Consider the following 18,258-nt stretch of genomic DNA (forward strand, 5'->3'; position numbering starts at 1 on the left):
GGCAAGGAGGCCTTCACTACCTTGGTGACCGCCACGTGCGCCCCACAGGCACCGGCGGTCACTGCGGCTGCGCGTGAAGGCCCCCTTCCCCCGGCTCAGCCGAGGGAAGGGGGCTTCATGTACGAGGGGAAGGCAAGAGCCTGCACCGAACCGGCGGTCTCGCGTGACTGGATGGACGACACGGCCTGGACTTCGCCGAGTGTCGTCCATCCCCACACGCGTGTCGTCCGTCCGGCGTGATCGGACGGCCCACTCACGAAACCCGATGTACCGCCGAGCGGGAGCCCTCTGGCCACTGCCACCGTTCGGCGCCAGGATGGCCCCGTGGCCGAGATCGTTTTCGACGAGAACACCCGTTCCTGGCTCATCGGCGCGGCATCCACGAGTTACGCGCTCAGGCTGACCGAGGACGACACGCCCTCCCACGTCTACTGGGGTCCTGCACTCACCGCAGACCAGGTCACCGACCTCCTCCCCCGGACCAAAGAACGCTGGGACTCCTTCAACGATCCCAACGAGGGACTCGACGAACTCGCCGCCGACGGCGGCACCCGGTACTGGACCCCCGCCCTCCAGGTCCGGTTCGGCGACGGGACCCGGGCCCTCGAATGGCGCTACCTCGGCCACGATATCGACGGCGGACAGTTGCGCGTCCGGTTCCGCGATCGCCACTACCCCCTCCGGATCACGCTCGGCTACCGCGTCCCGGAAGGCACCGACGTCATCGAGCGCTGGACCGAACTCGGCCACGACGGCACGGACGGCCCGATCGAGATCATCCGGGCCGACTCGGCGACCTGGGTCGTGCCGGACCGGCCGGGCTACCGGATCAGCCACGTCACCGGCCGCTGGGCAGCCGAAAGCCAACTGCTCCGCGAGCCCGTCCCCCACGGCGAAACGACGTTCGGCAGCAGGCGCGGCAACACGAGCCACCACGCCAATCCGTGGGTGATGCTCGACGACGGCGAAGCCACCGAGCGGCACGGCGAGGTCTACAGCGCCGTGCTCGCGTGGAGCGGTTCGTGGCGGATCACCACCACCCGCTCGTCCACCGGCCGCCTCACCGTGACCGGCGGTTTCGGCCAAGACGGCGTCATCCCCCGGCTCGCACCCGGCGACACGCTCACCACACCGGTTTTCGCTGGGTTGTACACCGAGGGCGGATTCGGTGCCGCGAGCCGCGCCTGGCACGCGTACACGATCGGCCATGTCCTCCCGCATCCCGGCGAGCTCCGGCCGGTGCTCTACAACTCTTGGGAGGCAACGGGTTTCGACGTCAGCGACGCGGGGCAACGCGCGCTCGCGAAAAGAGCGGCCGCGCTCGGCGTGGAACTGTTCGTGGTGGACGACGGCTGGTTCGGCGCCCGGACCGGTGACCACGCCGGCCTCGGCGACTGGCAGGTCAACCGGGAGAAGTTCCCCGACGGCTTCGGACCACTCGTCGCCGAAGTGCATCGCCTCGGCATGAAATTCGGGCTCTGGGTCGAACCCGAAATGGTCAATCCGGACAGCGATCTCCACCGCGCCCACCCCGACTGGGTCCTCCATCATCCGCATCGGACTCGGTCGGAGCTCCGGCGGCAACTGGTCCTCAACTTCGCCCGCCCGGACGTCGCCGAGTGGGCGTTCGACACGCTCGACTCCCTCGTCGGCACGCACGGGATCGACTTCCTGAAATGGGACATGAACCGCCCGTTCAGCGAGGCGGGCTGGCCCACCGACAGCAATCCGGACAGGTTGTGGGTGGAGCACACCCGCTCGGTCTACGCGATCATGGACCGCCTGCGCGCCCGCCATCCCGGCCTGCGGATCGAGGCGTGCAGCGGCGGTGGCGGCCGGATCGATCTCGGGATCATGGCCAGGACGGACCAGGTCTGGACTTCCGACAACACCGACGCGCTCGACCGGCTCGTCATCCAGCACGGCTACGGCCAGGTGTACCCGGCGCGCGCGATGTCGGCGTGGGTCACCGACGATCCCAACTTCGTCACCCGGCGATCCACGCCACTGCGCTTCCGGTTCCACGTCGCGATGACGGGGGTGCTCGGTATCGGCGGCGACATCGTGAAGTGGTCCGAGGAGGAGCTGGACCACGCGCGCGAACAGATCGCGCTGTACAAGGAGATCCGGCCCATCGTCCAGCACGGCAGGCTCCATCGTCTCGTGCCGCCTGCCACCGATGGCGTCTCCGCGCTGCAGTACGTTGCGGCCGACGGTGGACGCGCGGTGGTGTTCGTGTTCCGGCAAGCGGCACATTTCCCCACTCACGAACGACTGGTCCGGCTCGACGGACTCGACCCCTCCGCCCGCTACCGCGACGAGGACACCGGAAAGGTGTGGCACGGTGCCTCGCTCCTGGCACACGGCCTGTTCCCGGGTTTGCCGGAGGGCGACTTCGCCAGCGTCGTGATCCGGCTGACAAAGCTCTGAGCGGCCAAATAGATCCGATGTATCTCCCCCTTCCGGCGCATTTGAGCCACAGAAGCCGCTTGACATCACTCTAGACATCCGATCGAATGCCGTCGTATATGAGACGCCGTGCATCGCCGCGAGAAGGGTGACTGGGGCATGAGAAGGTCCTTCGCGTTGGGAGCCGCACTACTCCTCGCCGCGAGCCTCACCGGATGCACCGTCGGCGGCGGGACGAACGCCTCCGGCAGCGAGATCACCTTCCTGACGTTCGAGACGCCGAACCTCCCACCGTCCTATTGGGACTCCGCCATCAAACGCGTCACCGACCGCGATCCCGGCCTGAGCGTGAAGAAACTGGTCGCCCCGTCGACCGACCGCACCGGCTACGCCAAGCAGCTGTTGCAGTCCGGCCAGTTCCCCGACGTCGCGATCGCCATCGACTCCGCCGGTTTCGCCGAATCGGGCAACCTCTACGCGTGGACGCCCGAGGAGCTCGAGGACTTCCAGTTCCCGGCGGCCAACCCGATCAAGGGCGGACACCATCAGCTGCCCGCCAACACCCAGACCATCCCGCCGATCTACTACAACAAAAAGCTCTTCGCCGACGCCGGGATCACGTCGACGCCGAAGACGTGGAACGAACTCCTCGCCGCGTCGGAGAAACTGAAGGCGAAGGGCATCACCCCGTTCACCATCGGCGGCGGCAAGGAAGGGTTCCCGTCCGCGATGCTGCTGGACGGCCTGGTCAGCGTCGACGTCTACGGCAGGACACCGGACTGGCTGTCCCAGCGCCGGGCCGACCAGGTCAAGTTCACGGATCCGGCCTTCCAGCAGGCATTCGGCAAGTTCGCCGACCTGGTGGCCAAGGGCTACCTCGACAAGACCCAGGTCTCGCGGGACTACTCGGCGACCGAGGCGGCCTTCCTCAACGGTGAAGGCGCCATGTACCCGATGGGCAACTGGTTCGCCGCCAGTGCCGACGCCAAGAACCCGCCGTTCGAGATCGGCGTCTTCAATTTCCCTTCCGAGGACGGGAAACTTGTCGTGCCCGCCTACACCGGCGGCGGCATCGTCGTCAACGCCAAATCGCGGAACCTCGACGCGGCAAGGAAGTTCGCGCTCGCATTCCAACTCGACAAGGAGCAGATCGACGCCTCGGTCAAGGCCGATGGCCTGTTCCCCGCGATCAAGGGATACACGCCGCCCTCCGACGTCGGCCCGGTCTTCAAGGCGGGCTACGACCTGTACCAGGAAGCCGTCGCGAAGAACGCGATCGTGAACGCCTTCAGCTGGGAAACCGCGGACGACGGGCTCCTGCCGGGGATGAAGGACAAGGTCTACCAGGCCGCGCAGGACGTCATCACCGGCCGCAAAACGGTGGCCGACGCGTGCGCGTTCCTGGACACCGAATGGGCGAAGGCACGCTGACACCACGATGGGGAGAAAACCGATCCTGCCGCGGGTGTGGCATTTCGCCTCGTTCGGCGCGCCCGGCGTCGTCATCTACCTCTGCTTCGTCATGGCGCCGATCCTCATCAGCTTCGGCTACAGCCTGACGAACCACAATCCGTTCAACCCGCCCGCGGAATTCGTGGGCCTCGAGAACTACCGGTCGCTGTTCCAGGACGAACAGTTCCTGACCGCGCTGCGGGTCACGACGATCCTGACCGTGATCGTCGTGGTCGTCCCGAACGTGCTGGGGCTCGGCGTCGCGTTGCTGCTCGACCGGAAAGGCCGGCTGTACAACGTTCTGCGGAGCGTGTTCTTCACGCCCGTGATCCTCAGCTCCGTCGTGGTGAGCATCATCTGGACGAAACTGCTCGACGACCGGGGCCCGGTCAACGACGCGCTCCGCGCCCTCGGCGTCGAGCACCCGCCGGGCTGGCTTTCGGATCCGGATCTCGCGCTGTACTCGGTCGCGTCGATCGTGTGCTGGCAGATGCTGGGATTCTGCGTGGTCGTGTATCTCGCGGGCTTGCAAGGTGTCCCGGCCGAACTGCTGGAGGCCGCGGAGATCGACGGCGCCGGACCGGTCCGCCGATTCCGCGCGGTGACCTGGCCGCTGCTCGCGCCGTCGCTGACGATCAACACCGTCGTCCTGCTGATCTCGGCGTTCAAGACCTACGACTACGTCAAGGTGGTCACCAACGGCGGGCCGGGTTCGGGGACCACGGCCACCATCGCGTTCGACGTCCTCGCCACCGGCCTCGACGCGAACCATGTCGGCTACGCGTCCGCGATGGCCGTCGTGATGCTGGTGATCGTGGCGGCCCTGACCACGATCGTGCTGCGGTTCCTGCGGCGGCGGGAGGTGGACCTGTGACCACGAAACTCCGGCCCGCCGCGGCGATCCTGGCGAGCGCGCTCTTCGCCGTGCCGCTGTACTACGTGCTCGTCAACGTCTTCAAACCCGGCGACCAGATCGCCCAGGAGCCGGCGTCGGTCCCGCTGCCACCGACGCTGACCAACATCCACGCCGTCCTCACGCGGCCCGACGGCCTGTTCTGGGTGAGCCTGGCGAACAGCCTGCTCGTCACCCTGCTGTCGATCATCGTGCTGACCGTGCTCTCGGCCATGCTCGGGCACTATCTGGCGCGTTCCGGCAAGCGATGGACCAAGGTGCTCGCGCTGATCCTGTTGGCCGGCTTGATGATCCCGCCGCAGGTGATCCTCATACCGGTCACCGAAGTGCTGCGGCTGACCGGGCTGATGGCGACGATCCAGGGCTTGGTGCTGTTCAACGTCGGCTACTACGTACCGTTCGGCGTCTTCGTGTTCACCGGGTTCATCCGCGGGGTTCCTGTGGAGCTCGAGGAGGCCGCGCTGCTCGATGGCGCGAGCAGGACGCAGGTGTTCTGGCGGATCGTGTTCCCGCTGCTGCGCCCGGCCACGGCGAGTGTGCTGATCTTCCTCGGGGTGTGGATCTGGAACGATTTCATCGACCCGTTGATCATCCTCGGCCCCAGCCAGGGCACGACGATCACCACCGGGATCTACCGGTCGATCGGGCAGTACCAGGCGGATCTCGGCAGCGTGTTCGCGTTGATGTTCCTGGCGACCCTTCCGGTGCTGATCTTCTACCTGGCTTTGCAGAAGCAGTTCGTGAAGGGGCTGACCGGCGGGGCGACCAAGGGCTGACCTCCTGCCGCATTTAGTCCTCTGAATGCGCTGAGCATTCAGAGGACTAAATGCTCAGAGTTCCGTGACCTTGCCCTCGGCGACTTCCAGCCGCCGCGTCGTCGCCACCGCGTCCAGCATCCGGCGGTCGTGCGTCACCAGCAGTAGTGTCCCCGGATACTCCGTCAGCGCCGACTCCAGTTGCTCGATCGCGGGCAGGTCGAGGTGGTTCGTCGGCTCGTCGAGCACGAGCAGGTTCACCCCGCGTGCCTGCAGCAGCGCCAGCGCGGACCGGGTCCGCTCCCCCGGCGACAACGTGGCCGCGGACCGGAGGACGTGCGCGGCCTTGAGCCCGTACTTCGCCAGCAGCGTCCGCACGTCGGCGTCGGCCAGTTCCGGGACCTCGCGGGCGAAGGCCTCGACGAGCGGAAGGTCGCCGAGGAACAGCTTCCGCGCCTGGTCGACCTCACCGACCACGACACCGGAACCGAGTGACACGGCGCCTTCGTCGGCCGGGACCCGTCCGAGCAACGCCGCGAGCAGCGTCGACTTCCCGGCGCCGTTGGCCCCCGTGATCGCGACCTTGTCCGCCCAGTCGATCTGCAGGTCCACCGGGCCGAGGGTGAACTCGCCCCGCCGCACCACCGCGCCGCGCAGGGTAGCCACGACCGCGCCCGCCCGAGGTGCGGCGGCGATCTCCATCCGCAGTTCCCATTCCTTGCGCGGTTCCTCGACGACTTCGAGCCGCTCGATCATGCGGTCGGTCTGCCGCGCCTTCGACGCCTGCTTCTCCGTCGCCTCGCTCCGGAACTTGCGGCCCACCTTGTCGTTGTCGGTGGCCTTGCGCCGGGCGTTCTTGACGCCCTTCTCCATCCACGAACGCTGCATCGCACCACGCGCTTCGAGTGAGGCCTTGGTGTTCGCGAACTCCTCGTACTCCTCACGGGCGTGCCGCCGCGCGACGGCGCGTTCCTCCAGGTACGACTCGTACCCGCCGCCGTAGGTCCGCACCTGCTGCTGCGCGTAGTCGAGTTCGACGACGCGGTCCACGGTGCGGGCGAGGAATTCCCGGTCGTGGCTGACCAGCACGGTCCCGGCGCGCAACCCGGTCACGAACCGTTCGAGCCGTTCCAGCCCGTCGAGGTCGAGGTCGTTGGTCGGCTCGTCGAGCAGGAAGATGTCGTACCGGCTCAGCAGCAGCGACGCCATCCCCGCTCGGGCCGCCTGCCCGCCCGACAACGACAGCATCGGCTGGTCGAGGCTCACGGTGAGCCCGAGATCCGCGACGACCTCGCCCGCCCTGTCGTCCAGGTCGGCCCCGCCGAGCGCGAGCCAGCGGTCGAGCGCGAGACCGTACGCGTCGTCCGCGCCGGGTTCGCCCGCGGTGAGCCCTTCGGTGGCGGCGTCGAGCGCGGCCTGCGCGGCGGTGACGCCGGTGCGCCGGGAGAGGAACGCGCGGACGGACTCACCCTCACGGCGTTCCGGCTCCTGCGGGAGGTGACCGACGGTGGCCGTCGGCGGGTTCAGCCGGACGCTGCCCTCTTCCGGCGGGACGAGGCCGCCGAGGGTCTTCAGCAGGGTCGACTTGCCCGCCCCGTTGACACCGACGAGACCGATCACTTCGCCGGGCGCGACGACCAGGTCGAGACCGGAGAACAGAACGCGGTCGCCGTGGCCGGCGGCGAGATTCTTGGCAACGAGTGTGGCGCTCATGAGATCGGTAAGTCTACGGGGGCCGATTGGACACCTCGTGGTCCCTCGGAAGAGTGGCAAGTATCCAAGCGATCACGGAACGTGGGTAGCCTGGTTGTTCTTCTGGACCCGAACGAATCCCCGAGCATTGAGGTCGGTGACAGCAAATGGCGGACTCCGCCACCCCGGTCCCCGTCGTCCACCAGCAGAAAGGCGGTACCCGTAGGCCGACGTTGAGCAGGCGGCGGGAAGTCGGTCATGCCAGCGCGCGGTCGCTGCTGATGACGATCCTCGGCGAGTACGTCCTGCCCCGTGACCAAGCGATCTGGACCTCGACGCTGGTCGAGGCGCTGCGCGTGCTGGACATCGAGGAGAAGTCCGCACGGCAGGCGCTGGCCCGTTCCTCCGCCGAGGGCTGGGTCGTCTCCGAACGCGTCGGACGAAGAGTGCGCTGGTCGCTCACTCCACCCGGCAGGCGTCTCCTGACCGAAGGCGCGGAACGGATCTACGCGTTCGGCAACGAGGAGAAGACCTGGGACGATCGCTGGCTGATGCTGATCGTGTCGGTCCCCGAAGCGAAGCGGGATCTCCGGCACAGGCTGCGCACCCGCCTGACGTGGGCCGGGTTCGGTTCGCCGGTGGCCGGTGTCTGGGTCAGCCCGGATCTCAGCCGCCAACGGGAGGCCCAGCAGATCGTGCAGGAGCTCGGCCTCGACGCGCAGGCGATGTCGTTCACCGCCGCCTACGGTGACGTCGGCGATCAGGAGACGATGGTCGCGCGGTCCTGGGACCTGAGTGACCTCAAGGACCGCTACGAGGACTTCATCGACCGGTTCACCGGGTTACACCCATCCGGTGAACGCGGCGTCCTGCGGGCGCAGACCGAACTCGTCCACGAATGGCGCAGCTTCCCGTTCCTCGATCCCCGGCTTCCGCTAAAACTTCTCCCCGACGGTTGGAGCGGCGTGCGCGCGGCGGACCTGTTCCACCGCAAGCACGTCGAATGGCGACCAGAAGCACAGGCGCAATGGGACGAACTCGTGGCGGCGTCGGGCTAGGGTCACGGAAAACGACCCCATCGGAGGGAACCCGCCTTGGCCGCCTCGATCCGCCTCGACCGTGAAGCCGACCTCGCCGTCCTGACCATCGCTTCGCCGCCACTGAACCTCTATACGGCGGATCTGCAGGCCGAACTGGGCGAGGCGATCGGTGAACTGGAGGCCACGCCGCCGCGCGCGGCGCTGATCCGCGCCGAAGGGAAGATCGTCAGCGGTGGCGTGGACGTCTCCCTGTTCGACGCCCAGTCGAACGCGGCCGAGGCGAAGGTGCTCTTCGACGAGATGCTGGCGATCCCCGACCGGATCGCCGCGCTCCCGTTCCCCACCGTGTTCGCCGCCCACGGCCTGTGCCTGACATGGGCGTTCGAGGTCGCGGTCGCCTGCGACCTCATCCTCGCGAGCGAGAAGGCCAAGTTCGGCCTGGTCGAACGGGTCGTCGGCCTGACCCCGACCATGGGCGGCACGCAGCGGCTCGCCGCCCGCGCCGGCGTCGGCCGCGCCAAGGAGTTCGTGATGACGGGCGCGACCTACGACGCCGCGACACTCGAACGCTGGAACGTGGTCAACCGGGTGCTCCCGGTGGACGGCTTCGACGAGGCCGCACGCGCCTTCGCGACCGACCTCGCCCAGGGGCCGACGAAGGCGCACGCCGCCACCAAGAAGGTCCTGGAGCACTACGAGCACGGCGGCGTCGCCGAGGCGAACGAACACATCACGACGATCGCCGCCGGGCTCTTCGACACCGAGGACCTGCGCGGCGCGGTGAAGTCGTTCCTCGCCGACGGCCCCGGCAAGGCGACCTTCACCGGCCGCTGATCCGCTATGGCCGCTGGCCGACCGCGTCCACGACGCCGGACGCGGTCACCGCGGTCGAATTCGTGCCCAGGAACTGGAACGTGTCCGCGGTGAAGACGATCACGATCGGCTCCGCGTCCGGACCGTCGCTGGGCTTCAACGGCCACGTGATCCCGACTCCGGGCCTTCCCGCCGCGTCGTGGGCGGTCTCCACGACCCGGAGCCGGGGCACCTTCGCAGCGGCTTCGAACAGGGCGGCGCGAGTCGCGGGCGACAGGTAGTACCCACTCGCCAGCTCCTGGATGTCCTTGCCCATCGCGTTGTAGTCGCCGTCCTCACCGGAGTGGTGGGCGTTGAGGTAGGCGAACATCGCGTCGGCGCCGGTGGGGAGGTCACGGCGATCGCGGACGGTCGGCTCGCACGGCTCCGTGACGCCCTTGAGCGGTTCTTCGCCCTTGTACGCCTGCGCCCGCCCGTTCCGACAGCCCGGAAGCGGGAACGAACTTCCGTCCGCCTCCTTGATCACCCCGTCGTGGGTGCCATCGGCCGAAAGCCACGATTCCCGTTCGCCGTGGGGATCCTTGGTCTTGGTGTAGAGGAATTGGTCGGGCCTCGGCGGCGTGGCGGGAGACTTCAGCGCGGCCGCGGCGGCGTTCCGGAGCACCGTCACGGGATCCGCGGCGGCCGAGGGTGGTTCGAGACCGACCTGCTCGACGGGCGCCAGCGCGACGACCGCGGTGATGGCCGCGGCCAGCCCGGCCGCGCCCGCCCCGGTCCAGACCCAGCGCCGCCGTTTCCGCAGCGGCACCACGTTTTCCGCTTCGGCGGCGGCGATCTCGGCCATCAAGCGCGCCCGCGCCGGGCCGAGTGCACCGGATTCCGCGAGCGGCACCGAGCCGGTCCGCTCGGCGATCAACCGCAGCTCATCCATGGGTGGAGATCTCCTTCGAAGTCGTGGTGTCCGGGCGCCCCAGCGCCTCGCGGACCTTGCGGCGGGCGCGGTTGAGCCGCGAGCGGACGGTGCCGAGCGGAATACCCAGCGCCGAGGCCACTTCCTCGTAGCTCAGGCCTTCTCCGGCGAACAACGTGAGCGCGTCCCGGTCTCCGTCGTTCAGTTCCGCCAACGCGGAGTCCAGCAGCTTCCCCATCGCCTCGGCGGTCACCTGTTCCGCGACGCGCTCGGCGTGTCCTTCTTCGTGAGACGGCGGGCCGAGGGCGTCCCGCAGCTTCAGCTCCCTGGCCTCCTCACGGCGCCGCTGCGCCACGAGGTTGGTGGCGATCCCGTAGAGCCATGGCCTGGCGTCGCGGCGCTCGGTGTCGTAGCCCTCGCGTTTGCGGAACGCCACGAGGAACGCCTCCCCCAACGCGTCGTCGGCGGCGGCGGGCCCGATGCGCCTGACCAGGTAACGGTGGATGTGCGCGGCATGCCGGTCGAAGATCGCGGAGAACCAGTCCGGCCTGGTCGCCGATCTCGCGATCAACTCAGCGTCTTCGAGATCGCCCGGATCCGCCCCAGATGAGCTCATGGACCGCCCTTCGCCGTTCGTCAGTGTCACCTGCTGTCCGCGGCCGGGGCCGAACGGGTTCACGACCGCCGAATCGGTCTAGACCTTTTATGCGTCCCGCGCTACATTCAAGTGTGGTCTAGACCACACGCGCCATCATTCAGAGCAGGTCAGTCTCGCCGCCTCTTTTGGAGAGAACCGCCATGAGACGCACCCGAAAACGACTACTCAGCGCACTCACCGTGACACTCCTCGCCGCCGGGCTCCTGGTAGCCGCGGGCACTCCGGCACTAGCGGCGGGCCGCCTCCGCGCCGCCTTCACCTTGGCCGGAACCACCGGTGAGTACACCGTCACCAACCCCAGCGGCGAAACCGTCGCCGACTGGTCCATCACCTTCACCGTCCCCGCCGGCGTGACCGCCACGAGCGGCTCGCACGCCACGGTCTCCCAGTCGGGCGACCAGGTCACCCTCACCCCGGCGTTCTACATCAAATCGCTCGCGCCGGGCCGTTCGACCTATCCCTACAGCCCGTCGTTCCGGCTCAGTTCCGCGGTCAACCCGCTCACGTGCCGGATCGACGACGCGAACTGCGACGGTTCCGGCGACACACCGCCGTCGACACCGTCCAACCTGCGGCTCGTGGCGAAGACGACCACGACCGCCGCACTGGCCTGGAACGCCGCCGCCCCGGGCTCCCTGCCCGTCGTCGGCTACGACGTCTACCAGGGCACCACGCTGGCGGCCTCGGTCACCGGCACCGAAGCGAGGATCACCGGGCTGACGCCGAACACGGCGTACAGCTTCACCGTCGTCGCCAAGGACCGGAAGGACGCCAAGTCGCCGCCCACCCCGGCACTGGCGGTGACCACCAACAACCCGAGCGACGACACCCAGGCACCGACCGTGCCGTCGAGCCTCCGCTCGACGGCGGTCACCTCGGGCTCGATCTCGCTGGCGTGGAACGCGTCCACCGACAACACCGGCGTCGTCTCCTACGACGTCTACCGCGGCACGACCCTCGCCACCACGGTGACCGGGACGACCGCGACGGTGACCGGGCTTTCACCGTCCACTTCGTACTCTTTCACGGTCAAAGCCCGCGACGGTTACGACAACGTCTCCGCCGCCAGCGCCGCCGCCAGCGCTCGCACCGGAGACATCGTGAACGGGTACGCCCGGGTCGGCTACTTCGTCCAGTGGGGCATCTACGGCCGCCAGTTCTTCGTCAAGAACCTGGTGACCAACGGATCCGCCGCCAAGCTGACCCATCTGCTGTACGCCTTCGGGAACATCGACCCGGTCAACCACACCTGCCTTTCGGGTGTCACCAAGGGGACGACGTCGAATCCCCAGGACCCGAACCAGGGTGACGGCGCCGGCGACGCGGAAGCCGACTACTCACGGCCGATGTCCGCCGCCCAGTCCGTCGACGGCGTCGGCGACACCGGCTGGGAGACGCTGCGCGGCAACTTCAACCAGCTGAAGAAGCTCAAGGCCAAGTACCCCAACCTGAAGATTCTCATCTCCTTGGGCGGCTGGACCTACTCGAAGTACTTCTCCGACGTCGCGGCCACGCCCGCGTCGCGGCAGAAGTTCGTCGCGTCGTGCATCGACACGTACCTCAAGGGGAACGTGAAGCCGTACGGCGGCGCCGGCGGTCCGGGTACGGCCGCGGGCATCTTCGACGGCATCGACATCGACTGGGAGTGGCCGGGCAGCCCCGACGGGCACCCCGGGAACCACTGGAGCGCCAACGACAAGACGAACCTGACCGCTCTGCTCGCCGAGTTCCGCACGCAGATGGACGCCTACGGCGCGACCACCGGCAAACGGTACGAACTGCAGGCGTTCACCCCCGCCGACCCGGCGAAGGTGAAGGGCGGCTGGGAGATCCCGAAGATCTTCGACTACCTCGACGTCGCGAACGTGCAGGGCTACGACTTCCACGGCTCCGGCAGCGACAACTCGTGGGAGCCGAACCGCACCGGCCACCAGGGGAACCTCTACGCCGACGCGGACGATCCGTACAACTTCAAGTTCAGCGTGGAGTCGGCGATCAACGCCTACACCGAGGCCGGGGCCAATCCACGGAAACTCACCCTCGGCCTCGCCTTCTACGGGAGAGGCTGGCAAGGGGTCGCGGACGGCGGCAAGAAGGGCGAATGGCAGAGCGCGACCGGAGCCGCGCCAGGCCAGTTCGCCGAGGAAGCAGGTACTCGTGGCTACGCGAATCTCTTGGCCAGTGTCCCCAACTGCGCCGTCCAGCACGACACCGCGGCCGTGGCCACGTCGTGCTACACGGGCAACGGAGGGCAATGGTGGACCTTCGACGACGCCTGGTCCATCCAGCAGAAGGTGGCCTGGCTCAAGACCAGAGGGCTGCTCGGGGTCATGGCCTGGGAGATGTCCGGTGACACCGGATCCCTCATGACCACGGTGGACAACTCACTGAAGTGACGACTCCCTCGCGCGTGGTGAGCCACGCGCGAGGGCTTCACCTCCACCTCGGCTTGCTGCACAGTGTGCTTCGTGACTTCTGCGAATGATGACCCGACTCTGCTCATCGCCGGCTCCTACACGGCGGCGAGCAACGGCAGCGGCGAGGGCATCGGCACGTTCTGGCGCGACGCGCGGACCGGGGAGCTGACCCCGGCTGGTTCGCTCGCGCTGGACTCGCCGAGCTGGCTGACGCCGCACCCCACGCTTCCTGTGCTCTACGCGGTGAACGAAACGGCCGAAGGCGCGATCACCGCGGTGGCCGTCGCCGAAGACGGCACGCTGTCGGCGCTGAACTCGCTGCCGACCGGCGGCGCTGATCCGTGCCACCTGGCGGTCACTCCCGATGGCCGGTACCTGTTGTGCGCCAACTACAGCGGCGGCAGCCTGGCCGCTTTCGCGCTGGGCCCGGACGGAGTGCCCACCGTGCGGACGGCGCTGGTCCGGCACGAAGGCAGCGGCCCGGACACCGAGCGGCAGGAGGCGGCGCACGTCCACATGGCCGTCGTCGACGAGACCGGGACACTGGTCAGCGCGGTCGACCTGGGCACGGACGAGATCCGCGGCTACCGCCTCGGCGAGGAGGGCGAGCTGATCCCCTTGTCGGTGTCGACGCTGCCCGCGGGCACCGGTCCGCGGCAACTGGTCCGGCGTCCCGGCACAAATCACGCGTACGTCGTCGGCGAACTGGCCGCCTCGCTGGTGACGGTGCGCGAAGAGCCACCAGGCACGTTCGCCGTCGAGAACGCCGTTCCCGCGACGCTCGAACCCGGCCGCGAGAACCTCCCGGCACAGCTCGTCCTGCACGAAGACCGGCTGTTCCTGTCGAACCGGGGTCCCGAGAGGATCACGGAGTTCACGTTCGACGGTGTGCTTCCGCAGGCCGTCGCCGACCATCGGACCGGCGCATGGCCGCGGCACTTCTCCGTTGTCGGCGAGCATTGCTATGTCGCGTCGCAGAACTCTGACGCGATCCAGGCCTACGAACGCGCGACCTGGCGCCTGATCGGCACTTATCCGGTCGGAAGCCCGGCCTTCATCGGTGTCTGGCCGCACTGATCCGTTCAGCCCGCTGAACGGGCGGGCCTTCTTTCTTTTCGAGGTGAACAAAGGCCTTGACGCACCTGGTTCAGACCATGACACTGAATCGCGCGCCGCCGGTGACCTGGTTCACACCCACTCGAGGAGTCCCATGTCCCTACCGAGGAAACTGCTCGCCCTGACCACGCTCGTCCCGTTGGCACTGGGCCTTTTCAGCGCCCTCGCGCAGGCCGCACCCGCCACCTTCACCCATCCCGGCGTACTGGTCAGCCGCCCACAATTGGATTTCGTCCGCGCCAAGGTGCAGGCCGGCGCGCAACCGTGGAAACAGGCTTACGACGCTATGATGTCGAGTTCGTACGCCTCACTGTCGCGGTCACCGAAACCCCGCGCCATCGTCGAATGCGGTTCCTATTCGAATCCGAACATCGGCTGTACCGATGAGCGGCAAGACGCGATCGCCGCGTATTCGCTTTCGCTGGCGTGGTACATCACGCGCGACGCGAAATACGCGACCAAAGCGATCGAGATCATGGACGCGTGGTCCGCGATACTGAAGGATCACACGAACAGCAACGCTCCCCTGCAGTCGGCGTGGTCGGCCTCCTCGTGGCCACGCGCGGCGGAGATCATCAAGCACACGTACACGAGCTGGCCGAATTCCGGCCGCTTCGGCACCATGCTCCGGAACGTGTACCTGCCCGAGGTGATCAACGGCAGCCACAGCAACGGCAACTGGGAACTCAGCATGACCGAGGCCGCGATCGGCATCGCCGTGTTCCTCGACGACAAGGCGGCCTACGACAAGGCCGTCGCGAAGTTCCGCACCCGCGTCCCCGCTTACCTCTACTTGACCAGCGACGGTGCGCTCCCGAAGACCGCGCCCGGCAGCGGCCTGGACACCCGCGACAAGATCGTCAAGTACTGGCAAGGCCAGACGACGTTCGTCAACGGCCTCTCCCAGGAGACCTGCCGCGACTTCACCCACACCGGCTACGGCCTCGCCGCCATCGCGAACTTCGCCGAGACCACCCGCATCCAGGGCCAGGACCTCTACCCCGAGATCGCCGACCGCCTCCGCGAAGGCCTCGGCTTCCACGCGAGGTACCAGATGGGCGCGGCCGTCCCGTCGTGGCTTTGCGGCGGCGACTTGAAGCTCGGCCTCGGCCCGATCACCGAGGTCGGCTACAACCATCTCCACACGCGCCTCGGGCACACCATGAGCAACACCGAGGCCCTCACCCTGCGCCAGCGCCCGGCGGGCACCAACAACCTGTTCGTCTCCTGGCAGACCCTCACCCACGCCGGCAACCCCCAGTGACCCCGTGAGGGCCGCCCGAATGCGGCAGGGCGGCCCTCACGGACCGTTTTCCCAGCTCAGACACACAGTGACCCCTGGTTGCAAGCCCCCGTCCGGGACCCGCTAAAGTACTCACATCGCACTCCACGGAGCGCGGGTCCGGGCTGTGGCGCAGTTTGGTAGCGCACTTGACTGGGGGTCAAGGGGTCGCAGGTTCGAATCCTGTCAGCCCGACCGGAAGAGTAGTAGGAAGCCCAGGTCAGGGCCTTGGATCACTTCGGTGAGGCAAGGCCCTGAGTTGCGTTTGGGGCCTGTCGTCTCACATTTTCGCACGAACGGTTGTACTGCTTGTCAGCTAAGCAACGCGCCGAGATGCTTAGCCGCGGTTTCGAGGTGGGCGACATCCGGATGGACGTAGACCCGATCTGCGATCGTCAGGTCCCCATGGCCCGCCCAGGCGGACACGATGGGGCCAGGCACTCCCGCCATCCGCAGGTAGGTCAGGCAAGCATGCCGGGCGTCGTACAACCTCACACGTCTCACACCAGCACCCTCCATCAGCTCGTATGCTCTGCGACGCAGCCAGTCAGTACGGCACGACCGGCCCAGCTCGTCAACGAGGACATAGCCGGAGTTCTCGTAGGCTTCGCCAGCGGCCAGCCTCTCGCGAGCCTGCCGCGCCTTGGCGCGACGCAGCGCCTCTGCAACGGGCGACGGAAGCGGTAGCTTCCGTGGACGGTTCTCGGTCTTCCCACCCTTCTCCTCGACCTCACCGCCGTTTTCGCCCCAGACGAGCGTCCGGGTGTTCTCACCGGCCTTGATGGTCGGAGACTTTGCGTCGAGATCGACGTGCTCATCCCACTTCAGTCCACAGACCTCAGCGGGTCCCAGCCCGATCAACGTCAGCAGCATGCCCGCTTCCAGCCGGTGTCCGGCCAGGTGCGCGAGGAAGGTCTTGACTTCCTCCGCATCCCACGGCTTGCGCTGAGCCTTGGCCGCACGCGCCTGCTTACGCGCCTCCCGCGGTATCTCCGTGTACTGGGCAACGTTGCGCACCACAAGCTTCCGTCGTACCGCCACGATGAGCGCCGACCGAAGCCGCCCGAGGGTGAGCTGTACGGACCGAGCACTCAACCCCGTACCTGTCTTGCCCCCGCGTTTACGGCCGGAGGCAAGCATCCACTCCACCAGGTCGTCGACGTCCTCCTCGGTGAGCAGTTGAAGCCGCTTGTCCCCAAGGCGTTCGCGGGCCGGACGTATGGCGTCCGCGTAGTTCCGGGCCGTGGCCTTCTCGACGTGGATCGTCGCCGACTTCAGCCAGGTGTCGAGCCAGGTCGCAACAGTGATCTTGTCCGGCGATACGAACGTCCCCTCGTCAGTCTGATGCCTGATCCGGGCGTACTCCGCTCTTGCGTCCTTCTTCGTGTCGAACGTCTTGGTCAGCTGCTTGCGCTTGCCTGTCTTCGGCTCACGGCCGATGTCCACCACGAACCGGTACCTGACCGCCCCGTCCTTCAGGGTGATCTTCTTGATCGGGTCACTCACCGGGCTTCCGTCCCCTCCTGGTTACCCGCACCGCCCGGCGACGAGTCCAGTGAGGTTGCCCCTGTGGACCGGACATCCTTCCCCAGACCACTGTCTGGGATCAGGGTGTCCGGTCCACAGGGGCAACCTCAACATCCAGACCGCCCTGGACGCCCGCACCGAACCCGACCTGTCCAACTGTCACCCCGGCTGCCGCAACCGCTACTACACCGACCACTACGCGCAGCACCACGAACACGCCGCGGCCCGGCTGGAGGCCTGGGCAGAAATCGCCCCCGAACCCGAGGCGATCCGGCTACGCCGCAACGCCGCCGGTCATCGCGCCACCGCCGGCTTTCACTGGGCGACCCGGATCGGCGCCACGGGTACCCCGCTCCCGCACCCGGCCAACATCGAAGGCGACATCCCATGACCGACAGCCCAGCACTGCCGCCCACTCGCCGTGAGCTGGAGCAAGAGACACATCCGACCCGCCAGGCCGTGCTCGCCGCCATGACCCGCATGCTCACCGACACACCGACCCAGGTCCCACCGGGACGGCTGAACAAATCAGCGCTCGCTCGCGAAGCAGGCGTCGACCGCAACCACATCACCCAAGGTTCCTGCCGCGACCTCGGCGACCGCCTCGTCGCTCTCGCCCGGCAACGCGCCACACCGACAACCCCGCTCGAGACCGAACTCCACGGCCGCAACGATCAGCTCAGCACTGAGCTCCACTTCCTGAAAGCCCGCCACACCGAGATGTGCCATGAGCGCGACGAATGGCGGGCCACCACGCACACCCTGCTGCGCGCCATCCAAGTCCTACGACTGGAGAACAACCAGCTCCAAGCCGAGAACCGGGTGCTCACGCGGCAGCGCGACGACGCACGAACCGGCTCGGCCACCGGCCTGCTCGTGGTGCCGCCGCTACCCTCAGCGGCCCGGCGGGCTGAGTCGGCCAGCGACCCCGACCATCAGAGGCGACCGGACTAGGGCTAACGACAAGCCTAAACCTCTCCGTAACACTGAATCGGAGCGGCCGCACGGGGCGGCGACCTCTCTGACGCTGGGCGGCGTGTCTATGACCGGGCAGAGAGTCGGGCTTGCAGGCCATCCAGGATCGTCTGGAGGCCGAATTCAAGTTCGCGGCCGGAGGTGGTGGCCGGGTCGTCGTCGGTCCATCCCTCGCTGAGGGCGCGCAGCCGCGGGAACTGCATAGCGATCTCGGTCATCCGTGCGGCCCTGGCCTGGTCGTCCCCGTCACCGGCGGCGCGTGCTTTCCACGCGATCTCGGACGCCGCGCCGAGAGCGGT

Annotated in this window: 15 protein-coding genes, 1 tRNA gene and 1 pseudogene; 12 read left to right on the plus strand and 5 right to left on the minus strand. The window is 67.8% G+C overall.

Annotation, left to right across the window (positions count from 1 at the left end):
* Positions 1–324 precede the first annotated feature (324 nt).
* From AC069H_RS42010 to AC069H_RS42025, 4 genes are all read left to right on the plus strand, one after another.
* Complete coding sequence (locus tag AC069H_RS42010) at positions 325–2,430, plus strand: alpha-galactosidase (RefSeq protein WP_478236057.1); 2,106 nt, start codon at positions 325–327, stop codon at positions 2,428–2,430.
* Positions 2,431–2,568: 138 nt separating this feature from the next.
* A complete protein-coding gene (locus AC069H_RS42015; RefSeq protein ID WP_478236058.1) occupies positions 2,569–3,840 on the plus strand; it encodes an extracellular solute-binding protein in 1,272 nt (423 codons plus the stop codon).
* A 7-nt stretch (positions 3,841–3,847) separates the two neighbouring features.
* A complete protein-coding gene (locus tag AC069H_RS42020; protein ID WP_478236059.1) occupies positions 3,848–4,735 on the plus strand; it encodes a carbohydrate ABC transporter permease in 888 nt (295 codons plus the stop codon).
* Positions 4,732–5,550 carry a carbohydrate ABC transporter permease gene (locus AC069H_RS42025; protein ID WP_340682204.1) on the plus strand — a complete coding sequence of 273 codons (819 nt, stop codon included), beginning with the start codon at positions 4,732–4,734 and terminating at the stop codon, positions 5,548–5,550. Before AC069H_RS42020 ends, AC069H_RS42025 begins: the two co-directional genes overlap by 4 nt.
* 54 nt (positions 5,551–5,604) lie before the next feature.
* Here AC069H_RS42025 and AC069H_RS42030 read toward each other — a convergent pair whose 3' ends face one another.
* Complete coding sequence (locus AC069H_RS42030) at positions 5,605–7,242, minus strand: ABC-F family ATP-binding cassette domain-containing protein (protein ID WP_478236060.1); 1,638 nt, start codon at positions 7,240–7,242, stop codon at positions 5,605–5,607.
* A gap of 146 nt (positions 7,243–7,388) precedes the next feature.
* On the opposite strand from AC069H_RS42030, the gene AC069H_RS42035 reads away from it, so the two are divergent.
* Together AC069H_RS42035 and AC069H_RS42040 are read left to right on the plus strand one after the other, a co-directional pair.
* Positions 7,389–8,279: a PaaX family transcriptional regulator gene (locus tag AC069H_RS42035; RefSeq protein ID WP_478236061.1), complete on the plus strand. Its 891-nt coding sequence runs from the start codon at positions 7,389–7,391 to the stop codon at positions 8,277–8,279.
* Between the two features lie 36 nt (positions 8,280–8,315).
* Positions 8,316–9,095: an enoyl-CoA hydratase/isomerase family protein gene (locus AC069H_RS42040; RefSeq protein WP_478236062.1), complete on the plus strand. Its 780-nt coding sequence runs from the start codon at positions 8,316–8,318 to the stop codon at positions 9,093–9,095.
* 4 nt (positions 9,096–9,099) lie between these two features.
* Here the strand turns inward: AC069H_RS42040 and AC069H_RS42045 are convergent, their stop codons facing one another.
* Positions 9,100–10,005, minus strand: coding sequence for a CU044_5270 family protein (locus AC069H_RS42045; RefSeq protein WP_478236063.1), 906 nt, complete (start codon positions 10,003–10,005; stop codon positions 9,100–9,102).
* On the minus strand, positions 9,998–10,600 hold the full coding sequence (locus tag AC069H_RS42050) for an RNA polymerase sigma factor (RefSeq protein ID WP_478236064.1): 603 nt from the start codon (positions 10,598–10,600) through the stop codon (positions 9,998–10,000). Before AC069H_RS42050 ends, AC069H_RS42045 begins: the two co-directional genes overlap by 8 nt.
* A gap of 221 nt (positions 10,601–10,821) precedes the next feature.
* On the opposite strand from AC069H_RS42050, the gene AC069H_RS42055 reads away from it, so the two are divergent.
* The 4 genes from AC069H_RS42055 (at position 10,822) to AC069H_RS42070 (ending at position 15,652) form a co-directional block, all read left to right on the plus strand.
* Entirely contained in the window at positions 10,822–13,038 is a 2,217-nt protein-coding gene (locus AC069H_RS42055; RefSeq protein WP_478236070.1) for a glycosyl hydrolase family 18 protein, read from the plus strand.
* 72 nt (positions 13,039–13,110) lie between these two features.
* Entirely contained in the window at positions 13,111–14,136 is a 1,026-nt protein-coding gene (locus tag AC069H_RS42060) for a lactonase family protein (protein ID WP_478236065.1), read from the plus strand.
* 133 nt (positions 14,137–14,269) lie between these two features.
* Positions 14,270–15,439, plus strand: coding sequence for an alginate lyase family protein (locus tag AC069H_RS42065; protein ID WP_478236066.1), 1,170 nt, complete (start codon positions 14,270–14,272; stop codon positions 15,437–15,439).
* A 139-nt stretch (positions 15,440–15,578) separates the two neighbouring features.
* Positions 15,579–15,652 (plus strand) — tRNA-Pro (locus AC069H_RS42070).
* 117 nt (positions 15,653–15,769) lie between these two features.
* Here AC069H_RS42070 and AC069H_RS42075 read toward each other — a convergent pair.
* On the minus strand, positions 15,770–16,963 hold the full coding sequence (locus AC069H_RS42075) for a tyrosine-type recombinase/integrase (RefSeq protein WP_478236067.1): 1,194 nt from the start codon (positions 16,961–16,963) through the stop codon (positions 15,770–15,772).
* A gap of 49 nt (positions 16,964–17,012) precedes the next feature.
* On the opposite strand from AC069H_RS42075, the gene AC069H_RS42080 reads away from it, so the two are divergent.
* Together AC069H_RS42080 and AC069H_RS42085 are read left to right on the plus strand one after the other, a co-directional pair.
* On the plus strand, positions 17,013–17,375 hold the full coding sequence (locus tag AC069H_RS42080) for a hypothetical protein (protein ID WP_478236068.1): 363 nt from the start codon (positions 17,013–17,015) through the stop codon (positions 17,373–17,375).
* Entirely contained in the window at positions 17,372–17,938 is a 567-nt protein-coding gene (locus AC069H_RS42085) for a hypothetical protein (protein WP_478236069.1), read from the plus strand. Before AC069H_RS42080 ends, AC069H_RS42085 begins: the two co-directional genes overlap by 4 nt.
* Before the next feature lie 86 nt (positions 17,939–18,024).
* On the opposite strand, the pseudogene AC069H_RS42090 reads toward AC069H_RS42085, so the two are convergent.
* A pseudogene (locus tag AC069H_RS42090) lies at positions 18,025–18,258 on the minus strand (TetR/AcrR family transcriptional regulator); the annotation flags it as partial.

The sequence above is a fragment of the Amycolatopsis sp. NPDC043887 genome, assembly GCF_056435665.1.

Coding starts and splice junctions, on each gene's coding strand:
- AC069H_RS42065 (WP_478236066.1), top strand. CDS start 14,270: ATGTCCCTACCGAGGAAACTGCTCGCCCTGACCACGCTCGTCCCGTTG.
- AC069H_RS42020 (WP_478236059.1), top strand. CDS start 3,848: ATGGGGAGAAAACCGATCCTGCCGCGGGTGTGGCATTTCGCCTCGTTC.
- AC069H_RS42050 (WP_478236064.1), bottom strand. CDS start 10,600: ATGAGCTCATCTGGGGCGGATCCGGGCGATCTCGAAGACGCTGAGTTG.
- AC069H_RS42035 (WP_478236061.1), top strand. CDS start 7,389: ATGGCGGACTCCGCCACCCCGGTCCCCGTCGTCCACCAGCAGAAAGGC.
- AC069H_RS42030 (WP_478236060.1), bottom strand. CDS start 7,242: ATGAGCGCCACACTCGTTGCCAAGAATCTCGCCGCCGGCCACGGCGAC.
- AC069H_RS42045 (WP_478236063.1), bottom strand. CDS start 10,005: ATGGATGAGCTGCGGTTGATCGCCGAGCGGACCGGCTCGGTGCCGCTC.
- AC069H_RS42015 (WP_478236058.1), top strand. CDS start 2,569: ATGAGAAGGTCCTTCGCGTTGGGAGCCGCACTACTCCTCGCCGCGAGC.
- AC069H_RS42085 (WP_478236069.1), top strand. CDS start 17,372: ATGACCGACAGCCCAGCACTGCCGCCCACTCGCCGTGAGCTGGAGCAA.